Origin of the sequence: Microbacterium sp. 22296, assembly GCF_052045385.1 — a bacterium.
Taxonomy (GTDB): Bacteria; Actinomycetota; Actinomycetes; order Actinomycetales; family Microbacteriaceae; genus Microbacterium.
On the sequence record NZ_JBQEOS010000010.1, the window covers coordinates 66,424 to 81,823 of the forward strand.

At 70.1% G+C, this 15,400-nt stretch carries 15 protein-coding genes; 7 read left to right on the forward strand and 8 right to left on the reverse strand.

Annotation, left to right across the window (positions count from 1 at the left end; genetic code table 11):
- Nucleotides 1-30: 30 nt before the first annotated feature.
- From ACTJJP_RS15490 to ACTJJP_RS15505, 4 genes are all read right to left on the reverse strand, one after another.
- Nucleotides 31-2,124, reverse strand: a complete 2,094-nt coding sequence (locus ACTJJP_RS15490; RefSeq protein WP_440775875.1) for an APC family permease — start codon at nt 2,122-2,124, stop codon at nt 31-33.
- Between the two features lie 145 nt (nt 2,125-2,269).
- A complete protein-coding gene (locus ACTJJP_RS15495; protein WP_440775876.1) occupies nt 2,270-3,130 on the reverse strand; it encodes a serine hydrolase domain-containing protein in 861 nt (286 codons plus the stop codon).
- 116 nt (nt 3,131-3,246) lie between these two features.
- Nucleotides 3,247-3,954 (reverse strand): SDR family oxidoreductase, encoded by a 708-nt coding sequence (locus ACTJJP_RS15500; RefSeq protein ID WP_440775877.1) that lies wholly within the window; start codon nt 3,952-3,954, stop codon nt 3,247-3,249.
- A 25-nt stretch (nt 3,955-3,979) separates the two neighbouring features.
- On the reverse strand, nt 3,980-5,056 hold the full coding sequence (locus ACTJJP_RS15505; protein WP_440775878.1) for an alkene reductase: 1,077 nt from the start codon (nt 5,054-5,056) through the stop codon (nt 3,980-3,982).
- 132 nt (nt 5,057-5,188) lie between these two features.
- Here ACTJJP_RS15505 and ACTJJP_RS15510 point away from each other — a divergent pair, with 132 nt between their 5' ends.
- Nucleotides 5,189-5,821: a TetR/AcrR family transcriptional regulator gene (locus ACTJJP_RS15510; protein ID WP_440775879.1), complete on the forward strand. Its 633-nt coding sequence runs from the start codon at nt 5,189-5,191 to the stop codon at nt 5,819-5,821.
- 127 nt (nt 5,822-5,948) lie between these two features.
- Here ACTJJP_RS15510 and ACTJJP_RS15515 read toward each other — a convergent pair whose 3' ends face one another.
- The 3 genes from ACTJJP_RS15515 to ACTJJP_RS15525 form a co-directional block, all read right to left on the reverse strand.
- On the reverse strand, nt 5,949-6,809 hold the full coding sequence (locus ACTJJP_RS15515) for an alpha/beta fold hydrolase (RefSeq protein WP_440775880.1): 861 nt from the start codon (nt 6,807-6,809) through the stop codon (nt 5,949-5,951).
- Nucleotides 6,810-6,870: 61 nt separating this feature from the next.
- Nucleotides 6,871-7,866, reverse strand: coding sequence for an NADP-dependent oxidoreductase (locus ACTJJP_RS15520; protein ID WP_440775881.1), 996 nt, complete (start codon nt 7,864-7,866; stop codon nt 6,871-6,873).
- 41 nt (nt 7,867-7,907) lie between these two features.
- Nucleotides 7,908-8,771 carry an alpha/beta fold hydrolase gene (locus ACTJJP_RS15525; protein WP_440775882.1) on the reverse strand — a complete coding sequence of 288 codons (864 nt, stop codon included), beginning with the start codon at nt 8,769-8,771 and terminating at the stop codon, nt 7,908-7,910.
- 95 nt (nt 8,772-8,866) lie between these two features.
- Here ACTJJP_RS15525 and ACTJJP_RS15530 point away from each other — a divergent pair, with 95 nt between their 5' ends.
- From ACTJJP_RS15530 to ACTJJP_RS15555, 6 genes are all read left to right on the forward strand, one after another.
- The gene (locus ACTJJP_RS15530) at nt 8,867-9,499 is read left to right on the forward strand and encodes a TetR/AcrR family transcriptional regulator (RefSeq protein WP_440775883.1); all 633 of its coding nucleotides are present in this window, start codon (nt 8,867-8,869) and stop codon (nt 9,497-9,499) included.
- Nucleotides 9,500-9,535: 36 nt separating this feature from the next.
- Nucleotides 9,536-10,627 carry a VanZ family protein gene (locus tag ACTJJP_RS15535; protein ID WP_440775884.1) on the forward strand — a complete coding sequence of 364 codons (1,092 nt, stop codon included), beginning with the start codon at nt 9,536-9,538 and terminating at the stop codon, nt 10,625-10,627.
- Between the two features lie 113 nt (nt 10,628-10,740).
- Nucleotides 10,741-11,994 carry a wax ester/triacylglycerol synthase domain-containing protein gene (locus ACTJJP_RS15540; protein WP_440775885.1) on the forward strand — a complete coding sequence of 418 codons (1,254 nt, stop codon included), beginning with the start codon at nt 10,741-10,743 and terminating at the stop codon, nt 11,992-11,994.
- 106 nt (nt 11,995-12,100) lie between these two features.
- The gene (locus tag ACTJJP_RS15545; RefSeq protein WP_440775886.1) at nt 12,101-12,700 is read left to right on the forward strand and encodes a hypothetical protein; all 600 of its coding nucleotides are present in this window, start codon (nt 12,101-12,103) and stop codon (nt 12,698-12,700) included.
- Between the two features lie 65 nt (nt 12,701-12,765).
- The gene (locus ACTJJP_RS15550; RefSeq protein ID WP_440775887.1) at nt 12,766-13,512 is read left to right on the forward strand and encodes a YcnI family copper-binding membrane protein; all 747 of its coding nucleotides are present in this window, start codon (nt 12,766-12,768) and stop codon (nt 13,510-13,512) included.
- A 2-nt stretch (nt 13,513-13,514) separates the two neighbouring features.
- Nucleotides 13,515-14,093: a copper resistance CopC family protein gene (locus ACTJJP_RS15555; RefSeq protein WP_440775888.1), complete on the forward strand. Its 579-nt coding sequence runs from the start codon at nt 13,515-13,517 to the stop codon at nt 14,091-14,093.
- A 193-nt stretch (nt 14,094-14,286) separates the two neighbouring features.
- Here the strand turns inward: ACTJJP_RS15555 and ACTJJP_RS15560 are convergent, their stop codons facing one another.
- Entirely contained in the window at nt 14,287-15,399 is a 1,113-nt protein-coding gene (locus ACTJJP_RS15560) for a WxL protein peptidoglycan domain-containing protein (RefSeq protein ID WP_440775889.1), read from the reverse strand.
- Nucleotide 15,400: the final 1 nt, after the last annotated feature.

The following is a 15,400-nucleotide window of genomic DNA, read 5'->3' on the forward strand; positions in this document are numbered from 1 at the left end:
CGCCGGAGGGCGCGGGCGTTCGGGAAGGACTCAGGATGCCGAGCCGGGCGGGGTCTTCTTCGTCTTGGTCGCCGGCACCTCGGCGACGGGCCGACCGCTGCGCTGCTGGCCGGGCAGGGGGCGCGAGCGGCGGCCGTAGATGAGCTCCGACGAGTCCAGCAGCCACGGCACCAGCGTGATCGAGACGCCGTGCACGAGCATGAGTTGCTGCGCGAGGCGGCGCGAGCGGCGGTTGTGCAGGATCGACTCCCACCAGTGGCCGACGATGAACTGCGGCAGGTACACCGTCACGACGGCCGAGCCGTTGTTCTCGCGGTACTTCTTGATGAAGGTCGACACCGGCGAACTGTAGGTGCGGTAGGGCGAGTCGATGATGACGAGGGGGAGGGGCATGTCGTGCGCGGCCCACTCCTTCTGGAGCCTCGCGGCATCGTCGTCGGTGATCGCCACGTGCACGGCGAGGGTCTTGTCGTGGTTGGCCGCGAGGGCGTAGTCGATCGCCTTCATGACGGGCTTCTGCAGGCGGTTCACCAGAACGATCGCGACGTCGCCCGAGGAACCGAAGTGCACGTCGTCATCCATCTGGATCTCGTGCTCGACGTCGCGGTAATAGCGATTCACACCGACCATGAGCACGGCGAGGATCGGGATCGCGATGAACACCAGCCACGCGCCGTGCGTGAACTTCGTGACCGTGACGATGAGCAGCACCAGCACGGTCATCGCGGCGCCGACCGAGTTGATCCACAGGCCCGAGATGGCGGAGCGGCGTTCGATCGCGGCCGACTGCTGCTTCGCGGCCTCGGGCGTCAGCTCCCGCAGCCCGCGGAGCGTGCGCCGCCAGTGCCGCACCATGCCGATCTGACCCAGCGAGAACGACACGAACACGCCGATGATGTAGAGCTGGATCAGTGTCGTGAGGTTGGCCTGGTACACGATCAGCACGCCCATGGCGACGATGCCGAGGATGATCATGCCGTTCGAGTAGACGAGCCGGTCGCCGCGGGTGTTCAGCGCCTTCGGGGCGTAGCCGTCGCGCGCGAGAACGGAGCCGAGCAGCGGGAAGCCGTTGAACGCCGTGTTGGCGGCCAGCAGCAGGACGCACGCGGTGGCGGCCTGGATCACGAAGAAGAAGACGCTCCCCGACCCGAACGTCGCGGCCGCGACCTGGGCCATGAGGCTCGGCTGCGGGTTGTTCACGCAGTCGAAGCCGATCAGGTTGCAGGGGTTCTCGGCGTAGTGCACGCCGGCGATGAGAGCGAGGGCGGTCAGGCCGGCGAAGAGCAGGATCGCGATGCCGCCCATGAGGCTCAGCGTCGTCTGGGCGTTGCGGATCTTGGGCTTGCGGAACGCGGGGACGCCGTTCGACACGGCCTCCACACCCGTCAAGGCGGAACATCCGCTGGAGAACGCCCGCAGCACGAGCAGGATCAGCGCGGCCTGGGTGAGCGACTCGGCCTGGACGTCGTACTGCTGGCTGGAGGCGATCGGGGCGTCGCCGGCGAGCGTCCGCGCCAGGCCCACGACGATCATGACCGCGACCGAGCCGATGAACAGGTAGGTGGGGATCGCGAAGACGCTCGACGCCTCGCGGACGCCGCGGAGGTTCACGATCACGATGAGGATGACGAAGCCGACGGCGATCTCGACGCGGAACGGGTTGAGTCCGGGCAACGCCGAGATGATGTTGTCGACCCCGGATGCCACCGACACGGCCACCGTGAGCACGTAGTCGACGAGCAGGGCGGCGGCCACCACGACACCGGGAACCTCGCCGAGGTTCTTGCTGGCGACCTCGTAGTCGCCACCGCCCGAGGGGTAGGCCTTGATGAGCTGCCGGTAGCTGAGCACCACCACGATCAGCAGCACGACGACGGCCACCGCGACCCACGGGCTGAGGGTCAGCAGGGCCGTTCCGCCGATGAGGAGGATCATCAGCAGCTCCTGTGGCGCGTAGGCCACGGACGACAGCGCGTCGGAGGCGAAGATCGGCAGGGCCATCTTCTTGGGGAGGAGCTGTTCGTCGAGTTTCTCCGACGTCAGGGGCTCGCCGATCAGGATGCGTTTCGCGATCGGAGTCTCTTCGACGTCCCCGCGACTTTCGTCAGTCACGGCGCGCGACATTACGCGCACTGGGGGCCGTGCGCAATGTGACGCGCTCGTCGTTCATTTCCTCGTCGCTCGGCGGGGGTGCGTGGGACCCGCACGGTCACCGTCGCGGACGACGGCGCGAGGTCCCTGAGCTCGATCGGGGGGTGCTTCGACGGGCTCAGCACCCGGCGTCAGCTCCCGCCTGCGCGGCGACGAACGCGGCGACCCCGTCGGCGCCGCCATGGTCGTCCGCCGAGATCGTGACGACCGCGTCGCCGGCGAACACGATCAGTTGGCCGTACGCCCCGTGCAGGCGCCACGTACTGCCGGGACCCTCCCATCCGGCGAGGGCGTAGCGGCGGTACCCATCGGAGGTGCCGCCCGTGCCGATCCACCCCGCGTGCATGGCATCCACGATTCCGGCCGAGACCAGGCGGTGGTCCTCGAAGACGCCGCGGTCGCGGATGAGGAGCCCGAGGCGCGCCATCTCCTCGGTGCGAAGGGCGAGACCCTCACCGCCGAGCACCCGACCGTTCGGGCAGCGTCGCCACGAGACGTCGCCGAGTCCGAGCGGGGCGAGCAGCCGCGGGCGCAGGTATTCCTCGACGTCACCGGTGCGCTGCGACAGGGCATGCATCGCCGTGTACGTGCTGGCGTTGGAGTACTGGAAGACACGACCACTCGAGGGGCGCGAGAGGAACTCGGCGGAAAGGTCGGGCCAGTCGGTCATCATCGTCTCGGAGTACGGGAAGTCGATGCCGCTCGACATCGACAGGAGATGTCGCAGGGTCGCATCCGTGGCGGTGGGCAGTAGGTCGCTCACCGGGGTATCGAGCGACACGAGCCCCTCGTCAGCCGCGATCCCCGCCGCCAGCACCGCGACCGCCTTGGCGACGGAGTGGATCTCCTCCCGCACGTCGGGCGCCCACCGGTGGGTGGCGACGTCGTCGCCGACACGGACGTGCAGGCCGTGGGCGTCGAAACCGACCTCGGCGATGTGGCCTACGAGCGCGTCGCGGAGGTCGTCGGCCTGGAGCATGTGCACAGGGTACGCGGGGGGTGATGGCCTCCCTGTGTCGTGCGTGTCGAACCCCCGAGACGATGCGGAGGCGGGGAGCATCGCGTGATGCCCCCCGCTTCCCCTACGTCGGATCCCTACTTCGCGAGCTGCGGGTACAGCGCCTCGAGGGGCGCCGACAGCGCCGCCTTCACCTGGACCGAGGTCTCATCGGCCAGCACCTCGTACTCGCCCGCCTCGGTGGCGTCGAACACCTTCGCGACGAGCACGGCGGGGTCGAGTTTCGGGTCGGTCGATCCCGCGGCCATCGCCGTGTCGACCCAGCCGACGTGCACGCCCACGACCTGCACGCCGGCGGGGTGCAGCTCGAGGCGCATCGAGTTCGTCGCCGACCAGAGGGCCGCCTTCGTCGCCGAGTAGATGCCGCCGACGGCGTACCAGGCCATCGCGGAGTGGATGTCGATGATCGCGGTCTCGCCGGCCTGGGCCGACAGCAGCGGAGCATATGCGCGCGCGAGCATGAGAGGTCCGACGAAGTTCGTCTCGATGTTGCTGCGGATCTCTTCGTCGGTGTGATTCAGGATGCCGAAACTCGAGGGCGATGCGCCGGCGTTGTTGATCAGGATCGTGACGTCGGGGGCCGCGGCGATCGCGGCCTCGATCGATGCGGCATCCGTCACGTCGAGCTGCAGGGGGACGATGCGCTCGTCGTCCCAGGTGCGGGGGGTGCGGGCGGTGGCGTAGACCTTCGCCGCCCCGCGGGCGAGCGCCTCGCGCACGAAGTGGGTGCCGATGCCCCCGTTCGCGCCGGTGACGAGGACGGTGGCTCCGTTGAGTGAGGTCATGGGTGTGTTCTCTTTCCGTTCCGGGTCAGGCGTGGGTGAGGGTGGGGTAGTCGACGTACCCGCGGGCGCCGCCGGTGTAGAGCGTCGCGGGGTCGACCTCGGCGAGCGGGGCGTCGGTCTTCAGCCGCTCCACGACGTCGGGGTTCGCCAGCGCGAAGCGTCCGAGCGGGGCGATGTCGGCCAGACCCGCCTCGATGTCGTCCGCGATCTGCTCGCGCGTGCGGCCGTAGCGCACGACGAGCACGGCCGTCGGCCAGGCTTCGCGCAGCGCGGCGAGCAGCTCGTCGTCGCCCAGGTGATGCACGTGAAGGTACGCCAGGTTCAGGGGCGCGAGCCGCGCGACGAGGTCGAGGTACTGGGCGTGGACGTCCTCGCGCGCTCCCTCGTCGATGCCGCCGAGGGGGAAGGCGGGGGAGATGCGGATGCCGGTGCGATCGGCGCCGATCTCGTCGGCGACGGCCGCGGCGACCTCGACGACGAAGCGCGACCGATTCTCGACCGATCCGCCGTACTGGTCCGTGCGCTCGTTGGCGTTGGGGGAGAGGAACTGGTGCAGGAGGTAGCCGTTGGCGGCGTGGATCTCGACGCCGTCCGCTCCGGCGGCGACGGCGGATGCCGCCGCGTGGCGGAACTCCGCGATGACGCCCGCGATCTCGTCGGTGGCGAGGGCGCGGGGCGCAGGCATGGGCTGCGGGCCGGATGCCGTGAACATGTCCTGACCCGCGGCGATCGCCGACGGCGCCACGGACTGCCGGTGGTGGGGCGTGTTGTCGGGGTGGGACACGCGGCCCACGTGCATGAGCTGGATGAAGAGGTGGCCGCCCCCGTCGTGCACGGTGTCGGCGACCTTCCGCCAGCCGGCGATGTGCGCGTCCGTGTAGATGCCGGGGGTGTTCAGGTATCCCTGTCCGTCTGCGGACGGCTGGGTCCCCTCGGCGATGAGCAGCCCGAGCGATGCGCGCTGACCGTAGTACTCGGCGACCAGGTCGCCCGGGGTGCCGTCGGCATCCGCTCGGTTGCGCGTCATCGGGGCGAGGGCCAAGCGGTGGGGGAGTTCCCGGCGGCCGAGTGTGAAGGGCTGCCAGAGGGTGTCGAGAGTCATCGTGAGCGTCGTTCCTTGTGTTGTGGGACAGGTCGTCACCGGGTCGAGGGTGGGAGAATCGAGGAGGCCGCCGACGTTAGTGACTACGCTCATAACCGGGGCTACTCAGCATTCATTCCCGGAGGAGCGAAGATGTCACCGACCTCACCGCCCGTGGGGCGTCGCGAGCGCAACAAGCAGGAGAAACTCGAGCGCATCATGGCCGCCGCGGGTGCGCTCTTCGCCGAGCGCGGCGTTGACGACGTCACGACGCAGGAGATCGCCGACGCCGCCGACATCGGCACGGGCACCCTCTTCCTCTACGCCAAGACCAAGGGGGAGCTGCTCCTCCTCGTGCAGAACGCCCACTACTCCCGCGCTCTCGACGAAGGTCGCAGCGCCGCAGCCGCGGCATCCGGGGCGGTCGACGGTGTCCTCGCGCTGCTGGCGCCGGTCGTCGCGTGCAACCGGACGCAGGTCGACAACGGCCGTACCTACCTGAGGGAGATGATCTTCGGTGACGCGGCGGAACCGCACCACGCGGAGGCGCTCCGGGTCGTCGGCGAGAGCGAGCAGACCCTCATCGACCTGATCGTTACGCGCGCCGGTCGCAGCGAGGCCGATGCGGCGGTGTTGGCGCGGGTGATCTCTTCCGGGCTGTTGGTCGCGATGGCCTCGGCGCCGACGGCGGAGACGAGCGTCGACGAGATCCTCGCGGTCGTCCGCGCCCAGGTCGAGGCGATCCTCTCCGGCGTCGGGCGCGAGGAGCGGGTGCCGGGCACCTAGCCCGCACCCGCCTCGTGATCGCGCCGCGTCGGTCGTTTCCGCTCGAGATCACGCCGGTCGCTGCGCCGAGGGCGCCGCGTGGCGTCAGCTCTCCGGAGGCGGGAGGCTCACGCCGCCCGACACAGGGTCAGGCGCGGACGTCGTCGAGGAATTTCGCGGCGACCGGTGCGAACTTCTGCCAGTACTGGAAGATGCCGCCGTGCCCGGAGTTCGGGTAGATGATCAGCTCGGAACCGGTGATGCGGCGGTGCAGGTCCTCGGAGAGGACGCTGGGGACCATGCGGTCGTTGTCGCCGTTGGCGATGAGCGTGGGCGACGTGATCACCGAGAGGTCGGACGGCGCGGAGCGGCCGAACGCCACGATCGCCTTGAGCTGCGTGCTGAACGCCTTGGTGGAGATCTTCTCATCACGGTCGACGGTGCGCTCCGTGAGCCGCTCGACGAACGCCTTCCCGGCCCGCTTGCCCTCGGCGTCGCGGTTGAAGAACAGGAACTCCTTCGGGTCCGAGCGTGTGATGACCGACCGGAGGATGTCCCAGTACGTCGTGCCGACGACCTTGTCCATGTCTTTTCCGCCGCGGGGACCCGTGCCGGTGAGGATGAGGCCGCGAACGAGGTCGGGGTGCTTCACCACGAGGTCCTGGGCGATCATCCCGCCCATCGAGAACGAGAACACGTCGATCTTCTCCAGGCCGAGACCCATCGTGATGAACCGGTAGGCGTCATCGGCGGCGGCGTCGATGGTGTCGGGCACGCGGCCGCTGGAGGCTCCGACGCCGAGCTGGTCGAACGTGATGACGTGACGGGTCTTCGCGATCGCGTCGATGATGCGGGGGTCCCAGTTGTCGAGGGTCGCGGCGAGGTGGACGAAGAAGACGACGGGGATCTCCTCCTTCGGACCGAGTTCGCGGTAGGCGAAGGTGTCCGGACCGACCGTGACGGTCTTCGCGGGGGCCTGGGCGTAGGAGGTGATGATCTCTTCGTTCATGGGAGACGTCCTTGGGTTCAGTGATGAGTGCGAGGGATGCCGGAGGGTGGGGGAGGGGGGATCACGCGCCGCGGAGGACGGACTTTCCGCGGATGCCACCGCGGTGCAGTGACTCGAGCGCCTTCGGTGCGTCGTCGAAGGGCGACGTGGCGCCGACGATCGGGCGGATCGCCCCGGCATCCACGAGGTCGGCGATCCTACGTAGCTGCTCGCCGTCGGCGCGCATGAAGAGGAACTCGTAGGTGACGCCGAGCTTCTTCGCCTGCGCGTTGACCTTGCTGCTCAGCGCGCCGGTCACGAGACGCAGGACCGGGTTCAGGCCGATCTGTCGGGCGAACGCGGGCGTCGGCGGGCCGGCGATGCCGACGGCCATACCGCCGGGGCGCAGCACCCGCAGCGATTTCGCCAGGTTCTCACCGCCGAGGCTGTCGAGCACGAAGTCGTACCCCGACAGCTCCGCCGAGAAGTCCTGGCGGGCGTAGTCGATCACGACGTCGGCGCCGAGGGAGCGTACGAACTCCGCGTTCTTCGCCGAGGCGGTCGTCGCCACCTCTGCGCCGAGGTGCTTCGCCAGCTGGATGGCGATCGTCCCGACACCCCCGGCCCCACCGTGGATGAGGACCTTCTGCCCGGCCTTCACCCCGCCCTTCTCGACGAGGGCTTGCCACGCGGTCAGGGCGACGAGGGGAAGGGATGCCGCCTCGACGAGATCGATCGAGGAGGGGACGCGGGCGACGTCCGCCTGGTCGACCGCGATGCGCTCGGCGAAGGTGCCGATCCGGTGATCGCGCGGCCGGGAGAACACCTCGTCGCCGGGCGAGAAGGAGCGCACCTGCGCACCCACCCGGATCACCGTCCCGGCCACGTCATGGCCGAGCGTGAACGGCGGTCGGTAGGGGAGGAACACCTTGAAGTCGCCGACGCGAATTCGCTCGTCCAGGCTGTTGAGCCCGGCCGCGGCCACCGCGATGAGGACATCGTTCGGGCCGACGGTGGGCTCGGGGACGTCTGCTTCGTGGAGGGGCTTCTTGTAGCCGTCGATGACGAATGCACGCATGTCGGGATTTCCTTTTCTGGGAGAGGGGTTCGGGTCCTGCGTCAGGCGCGCAGGAAAGATCGGATCCGGCCGGTGACGGCGTCGGGGTGTTGCGAGACCACGCCGTGCCCGGCATCCGGGAAAGTCACCACGTCGATCACGGAGAGCGCCGTCCGCAGCTGCTCTGCGTTGGCCACCGGGACGAGGATGTCGTCCTCGCCGTGGAAGGCGAGCGTCGGCGTGCTCGTCGACGCGGGGACCGGACGGGGCTGGGCTCCCCAGTTCGCGACGGCGCGGAGCTGTGCGCGCATGACCCCCGGGGTGACGGGCGCGTCGCGGTCGGTGCGGCGGCGCTTCAGGCGGCGCTGATACGCGGCCGCGGCGCGCGTCCCGCCGTCCGTGCGGGGGAAGAAGAGGACGGAGGTCGCGGGCCGCGCGGTCACGACGCTGCGCGCGATGCCGCGGAGCATGACCCCCGTCATCCGGGTGAGGCCGGCGCCGCCACGTGGGCCCGCACCGGACATCACGAGGTGGTCCACCAGGGCCGGCTCCTGCTCGACGATCGCCTGGGCGACCATGCCTCCCATCGAGAGGCCGAAGAGGTCGATGCGGCCGAGTCCCAGCGCGTGCACGGCGGCGATCGTGTCGCGCGCCATCTCGTCGAAGGTGTCGCGCACCCGGCTGGTCGATCGACCCACGCCGCGGTAGCCGAGCACGATGACCCGGCGATCCTGCCCGAGGGCGTCGATCACCTCGGGATCCCAGGCATCCAGGTTCCCGCCGAGGTGCATCAGAGCCACGAGAGGCGGCCGGTCGCCCGATCCGATCTCGCGGTAGGCGATGTCGGCCCCGTCGACGTGAACCGTCCGCGTCTCGGCGTCGACGAGCGACGGGGTGTGGCGGTCGCTGTGCGAGCCCGTGGTCATGTCTGCTCCCGTGGTCCGATGAGGACGTGTCGTTCCCGCATTTTGCGAGTAGACTCATTATTGACTCAACTCAGTCATACTGTCAAGGAGACGACATGGACCCGCAATCCGGTTCGGTCGGACGGCGTGAGAGAGCGATGGCCGACAAGCGGAAGCGCATCCTGGATGCGGCGCGGTCTCTCTTCGCGGAGCGCGGGGTCAGCCGCGTCACCACCCAGGAGGTCTCCGAACGCGCGGACATCGCGATCGGGACGCTGTTCCGGTACGCGGCGACGAAGGCGGAGTTGCTCATCATGGTGCAGAACGAGAAGTTCCGCGCCGCCATCGACGACGGCCTCGCGGCATCCGGATCACCGTCGCTGAGCGGCGCGTCGACGGAGGATGTCGTCATGGCTCTTCTCTCGCCCGTCATCGATTGCGTGCGCGAACAGCCCGAGAACGGTCGTCAGTACCTGCACGAGTTGGTCTTCGGCGACCCGCGGGAGCAGCACCGGAGCGCGGGCCTCGCCGAGGCCTGGCGGCTGGAGGCATCCATCGCCGACCTCCTGCGCATGCTCCCCGACGTCGATGAGCACGCGCAGACCGCCCTCGCGCGGGTCATCACGGCGGTCATCCACGTCACGATGACGGCGACCCTCCACCTCGACGACACCCCGGAAGAGGTGAAGGCCGTCGTGCGGTCGCAGCTCGCCGCCGTGCTGCGGTCGCCCGCACGAACCGGGGGGTGAACGCGGACGTCTGCCCGCATTACCTATGCTCGCCGAGTGGACAACATCGTGGGATCCGGCGTCCTCGCCGTCGTGGCGGGTGCGATCGTCGCGGTGCTGGCCTTCATCCCCTTCGTGGCCATCAGCTACCGCCGACGCGGCGGTCTGACCCTGTGGCGCACGGCTCTGTGGGCGGGTGCGGCGGTGTACTTCTGGGCGATCTGGACCTACACGCTCATCCCGATGCCCGAGTCGGACGACTACCGCTGCCGCGGACTGAACCTGCGGCCGTTCGAGTTCGTCGACGAGATCCGCTCCGCCGTCGCCGTCTCGGGGCGCTACCTCACCGATCCCGTCGTGCTGCAGGTGGCGCTGAACGTGCTGCTGTTCCTGCCCCTCGGCTTCTTCCTGCGCGTGCTCGGAGGGCGCGGCATCCTGATCGCCGGGCTGTCGGGCCTGGCGATCTCGGGGATCATCGAGACCACGCAGCTCACCGGCGTCTGGGGCCTGTTCCCGTGCGCCTATCGCGTGTTCGACGTCGACGACCTCATCGCGAACACGTCCGGCGCGCTGCTCGGTTCGCTGGTGGCGTTCGCCGTGCCGGCGCGGCACCGCGGGGCGCAGAAGGCCCCGGATGCCGAGACCCCCCGTCCGGTGACCCGCCGGCGTCGCCTCCTGGGCATCGTCTGCGACGTCGTGGGTATCGGGCTGGTGGGCTTCGCGGTGTCGGTGGTCGTGCAGGCGGTGATCACCCTCGCTCTGGGGGAGGCCGCGACCTTCTCGACCGACGAGGTCGCCTCGCTCGCGGGAACGGCGGTGTCGACGGGACTCTGGTTCGTGGTGGTGCTGGTGACGGGCCGGTCGGTCGGCGACATCGCCACGCGCGTGCGCTTCACCGACGGCGTGCTGCCCGCCTGGGTGGCGCGGCCCCTGCGGTTCGTCACCGGTGCGGGGGCCTTCGTGCTGCTCGGCGCTCTGCCGGCGCCGTGGTCGTTGACCGCGGTGGCGCTGGCGTCGGCGACCGTGGCGCTGCTGTTCGTGTGGCGTGACGGGCGCGGACTCACCGGCTGGCTCGGTCGCCGCAGACTCGTCGACGACCGCGCGGGCGTGGTGAGCCCGACGGTCGACCGCGACGCCGCGCGGCGGTGAGATGCGCTCGACGTCTGGGGGAGCGTCGGCGCGTCCGTTCAGGGACTGAGTGCCCTCTGGCTCCACTCCCGTTCTGATCGACCGCGAGGCCCGACGAGCGCTACCGTAACCGCATGGGAGAGCCGCTGTCGCCGGCCGATGCGCGCATCCTGGCGCTCGAGTCCGAGGTCGTGCGCGGGCACGCGCTGAAGCTGCTTGTGCTCGAACCGGGCGCGCCCCTCGACCTCGACGCGGTGCGGGCGAGCGTCGTCGCACGTTTGGCGGCCTTCCCCCGCGGGCGTCAGGTCGTGGTCGACGACGGCCAGGGCCCCGCCTGGGTCGAGGCGGCCGAGATCGAGGTGCAGCATCACGTGCGCAGGCACGTCGCAGCCGACCCCGCAGAGCTCCGAGCCGTCGTGGGCCGACTCATGTCGGAACCCCTCGACCGCGCGCGGCCCCTGTGGAGCATCGACCTGGTCGGCCCGCTCGCCGACGGCCGGGAGGCGATCGCCGTGCGCCTTCATCATGCGCTCGCCGACGGTCTCACGGCGGTGCGCTTCCTGGAGTCGGTGCTCTTCGAGCCGCACGACGCCCCGGCCCACGAGGTCGGCCTCCGCGACCCCGACGCTCGTCCCACGCGGTGGAGCGAGTGGGAACGGATGCCGCTCACCCTCGCCCGCGAACTCGGACACCCCGGCTCCCGCTCGCCGTTCGATCGCCCGCTGACCGCCCGCCGTGCGCTCGCCTTCGTCGACGTCCCCCTCGCCGAGGCGCGGGCCGTCGGCGCGGCTCGGCACGAACACGCCACGGTGAACGACGTGCTGCTCGCCGTCATCGCGGGGGCCCTGCGCCGACGGTTCCTGCACCGCGGCCACGCGCCCCGCCTGAACGCCCAGGTTCCGGTGAGCCTGCACGAACGGGGAGAGGATGCCGCGGCATCCGGCAATCGCGATTCCTTCGTCGATGTGGGCCTGCATCTCGACGAACCCGATGACCTGCGTCGCCTCGATCTGCTGAGCGCGCAGATGCGCGCACGCAAGCACGCCCGCGACGCCCGATCCCTCGACGAGCTGTTCCGTGCGCTCGCCGCGGCCGGGCCCGTCGGGGCGCTGGCGCGGGTGCTCGCCGACGATCCCCGCGAGTTCGCGCTCGCGATCTCGAACGTGCCCGGTCCGCGGGTTCCCGTGGCCGTCGGAGGGCGGCGCGTCGGACACGTCTACACCTCGTCGGAGCCGGGGCCGCGTCACGCTCTGCGGGTCGCGGCGATCTCGAACGACCGGTGGCTCGGGGTCGGCTTCTGCGTCGATCCCGACGCGGTGCCCGACGTCGAGTCGCTCGCCGACGCGGCGCACGACGCGTGGGAGGCGCTGCGCGCGAGCCTGTGCTGATCGGACGAGCCGCGACGGCTCGCCGCCGTGCCGGCGTGTCTCGACGGCGGAGCACCGTCCCGCCCGACCACCGCGCCGCCGCCTAGTCTGGGAGGGAAGGAGTCGCATGTCGTCGAGAGCAGGGCGCGCGCAGCGCGTGGGTCGCGGTGTCGCCGCAGCCGCGGTGGCGACCTTCTTCGCGACCGTCTCGCACGCCTCGGTCGGTTCCCAGCTGCCGCCGGTGACGAACGTCGCGCTCGCGATGAGCCTCGCCGCGCCCGTGTGCGTGCTGCTGGCCGGACGCGCGATGTCGTGGTGGCGACTGTCGGCCGCGGTGGTGCTGAGTCAGGCGCTGTTCCACGGCATCCTGACCCTCGACCTGCGCGGAGACGGCGTCGCCGTCGGGGGCGCTCATCACGGGGGAGCGATCGCGCTCCTCGACGCCGCCGCCACGCACGAGGTCGCCGCCCACGCGGGGCACTCGCCGTGGATGTGGGCGGCGCACGCGCTCGCCGCCGTGGTCACGATCCTCGCGCTCGGTCGCGGGGAGCGGGCCCTGCAGGCGATCGCGCGTTTCGTCGTCGCCGCCGTGTCGATGATCCGTCCCCTGCGCGGACTCGGCCCGCGGACGGATGCCGTTCCCACGGCGCCCGCGCCGCTGCAGCTGCCGCGGGCACTCGCCGTGCTATCGCCGATGAGGCATCGGGGTCCGCCGCGCGCGGCGTGACACCCCCACCCTCATCGACAGCGCAGAACGTCTCTTCGGCGTGCGCATTCTCCGAAAGCAGCATCATGTCTCGCAAGACCATCCTTCGTCGCGCCCTCGTCGGTCTCACCGCCGGCGCGGCCCTCGCGATCGCCGTTCCCCTCGCGGCATCCGCCCACGTCACCGTCAACCCGAACACCGCGACCCCCGGCAGCTACGCCACCGTGAACTTCCGCGTGCCGACCGAGAGCGAGACGGCATCCACCGTCAAGCTCGAGGTGACACTGCCCACCGACACCCCGTTGAGCGCCGTGCTCGTTCAGCCCGTCTCCGGCTGGACCGCCACCGTCGAGAAGGGCGCACTGCCCGCACCGGTCGAGGTCGAGGGCAACACCATCTCGGATGCCGCGCTGAAGATCGTGTGGCAGGCCGATCCCGGGGTCGGTATCGGTCAGGACCAGTTCCAGATCTTCTCCGCGGTGCTCGGGCCCGTGCCCGACACCGGCAGCATCGTCCTCCCCGCCACGCAGACCTACTCCGACGGCGAGGTCGTGGACTGGGCGGCGACGCCCGACGAGGTGGCGGCGGACGACACGCTCGAGCCCGCGCCGGTGCTGTACATCAACGACACCCCGCCCAGCGGCGAGCACAGCCACAGCGGTCACGGTACGGCGACGGCAGCCCCGGATGCCGATGAGACGACGACGACCTCGGCGTCGTCCGCCGACTCGTCCGGCGTCGCCCTGGGCCTCAGCATCGCCGCGCTCGTCGTCGCGGCCGCGGGTGCCGTGTTCGGCGCCCTCGCCTTCGCACGTCGCCCGAAGCGGAGCTGACCGTGGCGTCCCGCGACGCGCTGCGGCGGGCTCTGGCCGGGGCGGTGGTGGTCGTCGCCGCGATCACCGCCGCCCTCGGCGGGGCCACCGCCGCCTCGGCGCACGACTCCCTCGTGTCGTCGTCACCCGCGGAGGGCGACACGGTCGCGGCGCTGTCGGACGTGCGCCTCGACTTCAGCGCCAACCTGCTCGGCGCCGACGGCGGCAACATCGTCATCGTCGTCGGGCCCGACGGGCGTCACTACGAGAACGCGTGCGCGGAGCTCGCGGGCTCGACCCTGACTCTTCCCGTCGCGCTCGGCGATCCCGGCGCGTACTCCGTGGAGTGGCGGGCCGTCTCCTCCGACGGGCACCCGGTCTCGGGTGTCATCCCGTTCGCGTACACGGGCGAGAGCGTCTCGACGGGCGCGGAGACCTCCCCCTGCGCGAGCGCAGCCGGAGCGACCGAGGCGGCGGCTGAACCGGCGAGCACCGGCGGGATGTCGGGTCTCACCCTCGGCCTGCTGCTCGGAGGCGGAGTGGTCGTGCTCGTCGGCGTGCTGCTCGTCTTCATCCTGCGCCCCCGCTCGCGGGAGGACTGACCGGCGACCTCGTGCCATGGCCCGGTGCGCCCGAGTGGCGGCCGGGTCATGGGCCGAGCGGAGGAGCCGCCACCGGCGGGCGCTCCCCAGGGCCGACAGGCGCGCGGCACAGTGCGCTCGCCGCGTGGGGAGCTGTGGTCTGAGTGCAAACGTCGCCCCATCCGGACGAATAAGCCGATAATCAACGGATATGTCAGCCCCCGACATCCGCTGCCGCGGCATGCGACTGTTGCGACCTGCCCTCAGGTTGATCGCGTGGGCCCGAGTTCTGGGTGGAGCGTGCATCAGCTTCGGCGTACCCCGCGTCGCGGGCTCGCGCAATGAGACGGGCAATCTTCCTGCGTGAGTGAGCTCGAAACATCCAGATCGCGAGCACAACGAGAACGGTGACGGATACTGCTCCCATCTGAGGCCATGGCACCGCCCAGACGGTGTACTTCTGCACGACAGCGGGGAAGCTGATACCTCCAGTGCTGTCCTCTTCTACTGTTCTGGCGATGATCGTGACCTCGCCCGCCGTTATGCCCAGAGGCCAGACGGGGTGCACGTGCGCAACGGACCGTGTCTCATCACCAGGGAGCAACGTTCCCTGGTCTGACTGCACCGCGGCTTCACCGTCCCCACTTGTCACGGCACCATCAATCACGGCGGCCACATTTCCGTCATTGCGTACCTCAAACGTTACGTCGACGGCACCGGCAGCAAAAGGGTTCCACGATCCGCTGTAGGTGGCGTCGAGGCTCTCGACACTCACGCTTGAATTGAGGGGACCGGTGACGCGAGTCATCACTCGAAATCCGACCCGGCTCTGGACGGTGATGGCGCTTCCGTCGGCGGCGTTGCCCACGTTTGCCACGGTGGCTGCGATTCCGGCTGCGTGATCTCCCGGGGTGACGTTTTGAGGCACAGTAAGGGTGAAGGGGATCACGGCAGTGGAGTTCGGCGGAACCGTGACGCTGGGTTCGACGGTGATCCAACTGCCAGCATCGACTGACGGTTGGTTCGCGGGCAGCATGTTGAAGCGGCCGGTATCGGTTATGTATCCATCCGCAGCCGCAAGGGCGAAGGTAACTTCTATGGCGCTGTTGTTGGTGACCGCGAAGTGGTCCGCGTGGGTCTGGCCGGGGTCGACAGTTGCGTCTACCCATCGACGGCCGTCAGGGCCGGTGGAGTCAGCGGGACTCACTGACCAGGTGACGTCGTTGGTGCCGGCGAAGGCGGCTGACTCCCCCCACCCGAGCAGCAGCATCGCGGCGATAACAGCTGCTGCCATCCGCGCGATGAAAGCTGGGGTGGAGGGAACCATG

Excerpts from the sequence above, each read along its gene's own strand:
- ACTJJP_RS15490 (WP_440775875.1), bottom strand. The coding sequence starts at position 2,124 with ATGTCGCGCGCCGTGACTGACGAAAGTCGCGGGGACGTCGAAGAGACT.
- ACTJJP_RS15495 (WP_440775876.1), bottom strand. The coding sequence starts at position 3,130 with ATGCTCCAGGCCGACGACCTCCGCGACGCGCTCGTAGGCCACATCGCC.
- ACTJJP_RS15500 (WP_440775877.1), bottom strand. The coding sequence starts at position 3,954 with ATGACCTCACTCAACGGAGCCACCGTCCTCGTCACCGGCGCGAACGGG.
- ACTJJP_RS15505 (WP_440775878.1), bottom strand. The coding sequence starts at position 5,056 with ATGACTCTCGACACCCTCTGGCAGCCCTTCACACTCGGCCGCCGGGAA.
- ACTJJP_RS15510 (WP_440775879.1), top strand. The coding sequence starts at position 5,189 with ATGTCACCGACCTCACCGCCCGTGGGGCGTCGCGAGCGCAACAAGCAG.
- ACTJJP_RS15515 (WP_440775880.1), bottom strand. The coding sequence starts at position 6,809 with ATGAACGAAGAGATCATCACCTCCTACGCCCAGGCCCCCGCGAAGACC.
- ACTJJP_RS15520 (WP_440775881.1), bottom strand. The coding sequence starts at position 7,866 with ATGCGTGCATTCGTCATCGACGGCTACAAGAAGCCCCTCCACGAAGCA.
- ACTJJP_RS15525 (WP_440775882.1), bottom strand. The coding sequence starts at position 8,771 with ATGACCACGGGCTCGCACAGCGACCGCCACACCCCGTCGCTCGTCGAC.
- ACTJJP_RS15530 (WP_440775883.1), top strand. The coding sequence starts at position 8,867 with ATGGACCCGCAATCCGGTTCGGTCGGACGGCGTGAGAGAGCGATGGCC.
- ACTJJP_RS15540 (WP_440775885.1), top strand. The coding sequence starts at position 10,741 with ATGGGAGAGCCGCTGTCGCCGGCCGATGCGCGCATCCTGGCGCTCGAG.
- ACTJJP_RS15545 (WP_440775886.1), top strand. The coding sequence starts at position 12,101 with ATGTCGTCGAGAGCAGGGCGCGCGCAGCGCGTGGGTCGCGGTGTCGCC.
- ACTJJP_RS15550 (WP_440775887.1), top strand. The coding sequence starts at position 12,766 with ATGTCTCGCAAGACCATCCTTCGTCGCGCCCTCGTCGGTCTCACCGCC.
- ACTJJP_RS15560 (WP_440775889.1), bottom strand. The coding sequence starts at position 15,399 with ATGGTTCCCTCCACCCCAGCTTTCATCGCGCGGATGGCAGCAGCTGTT.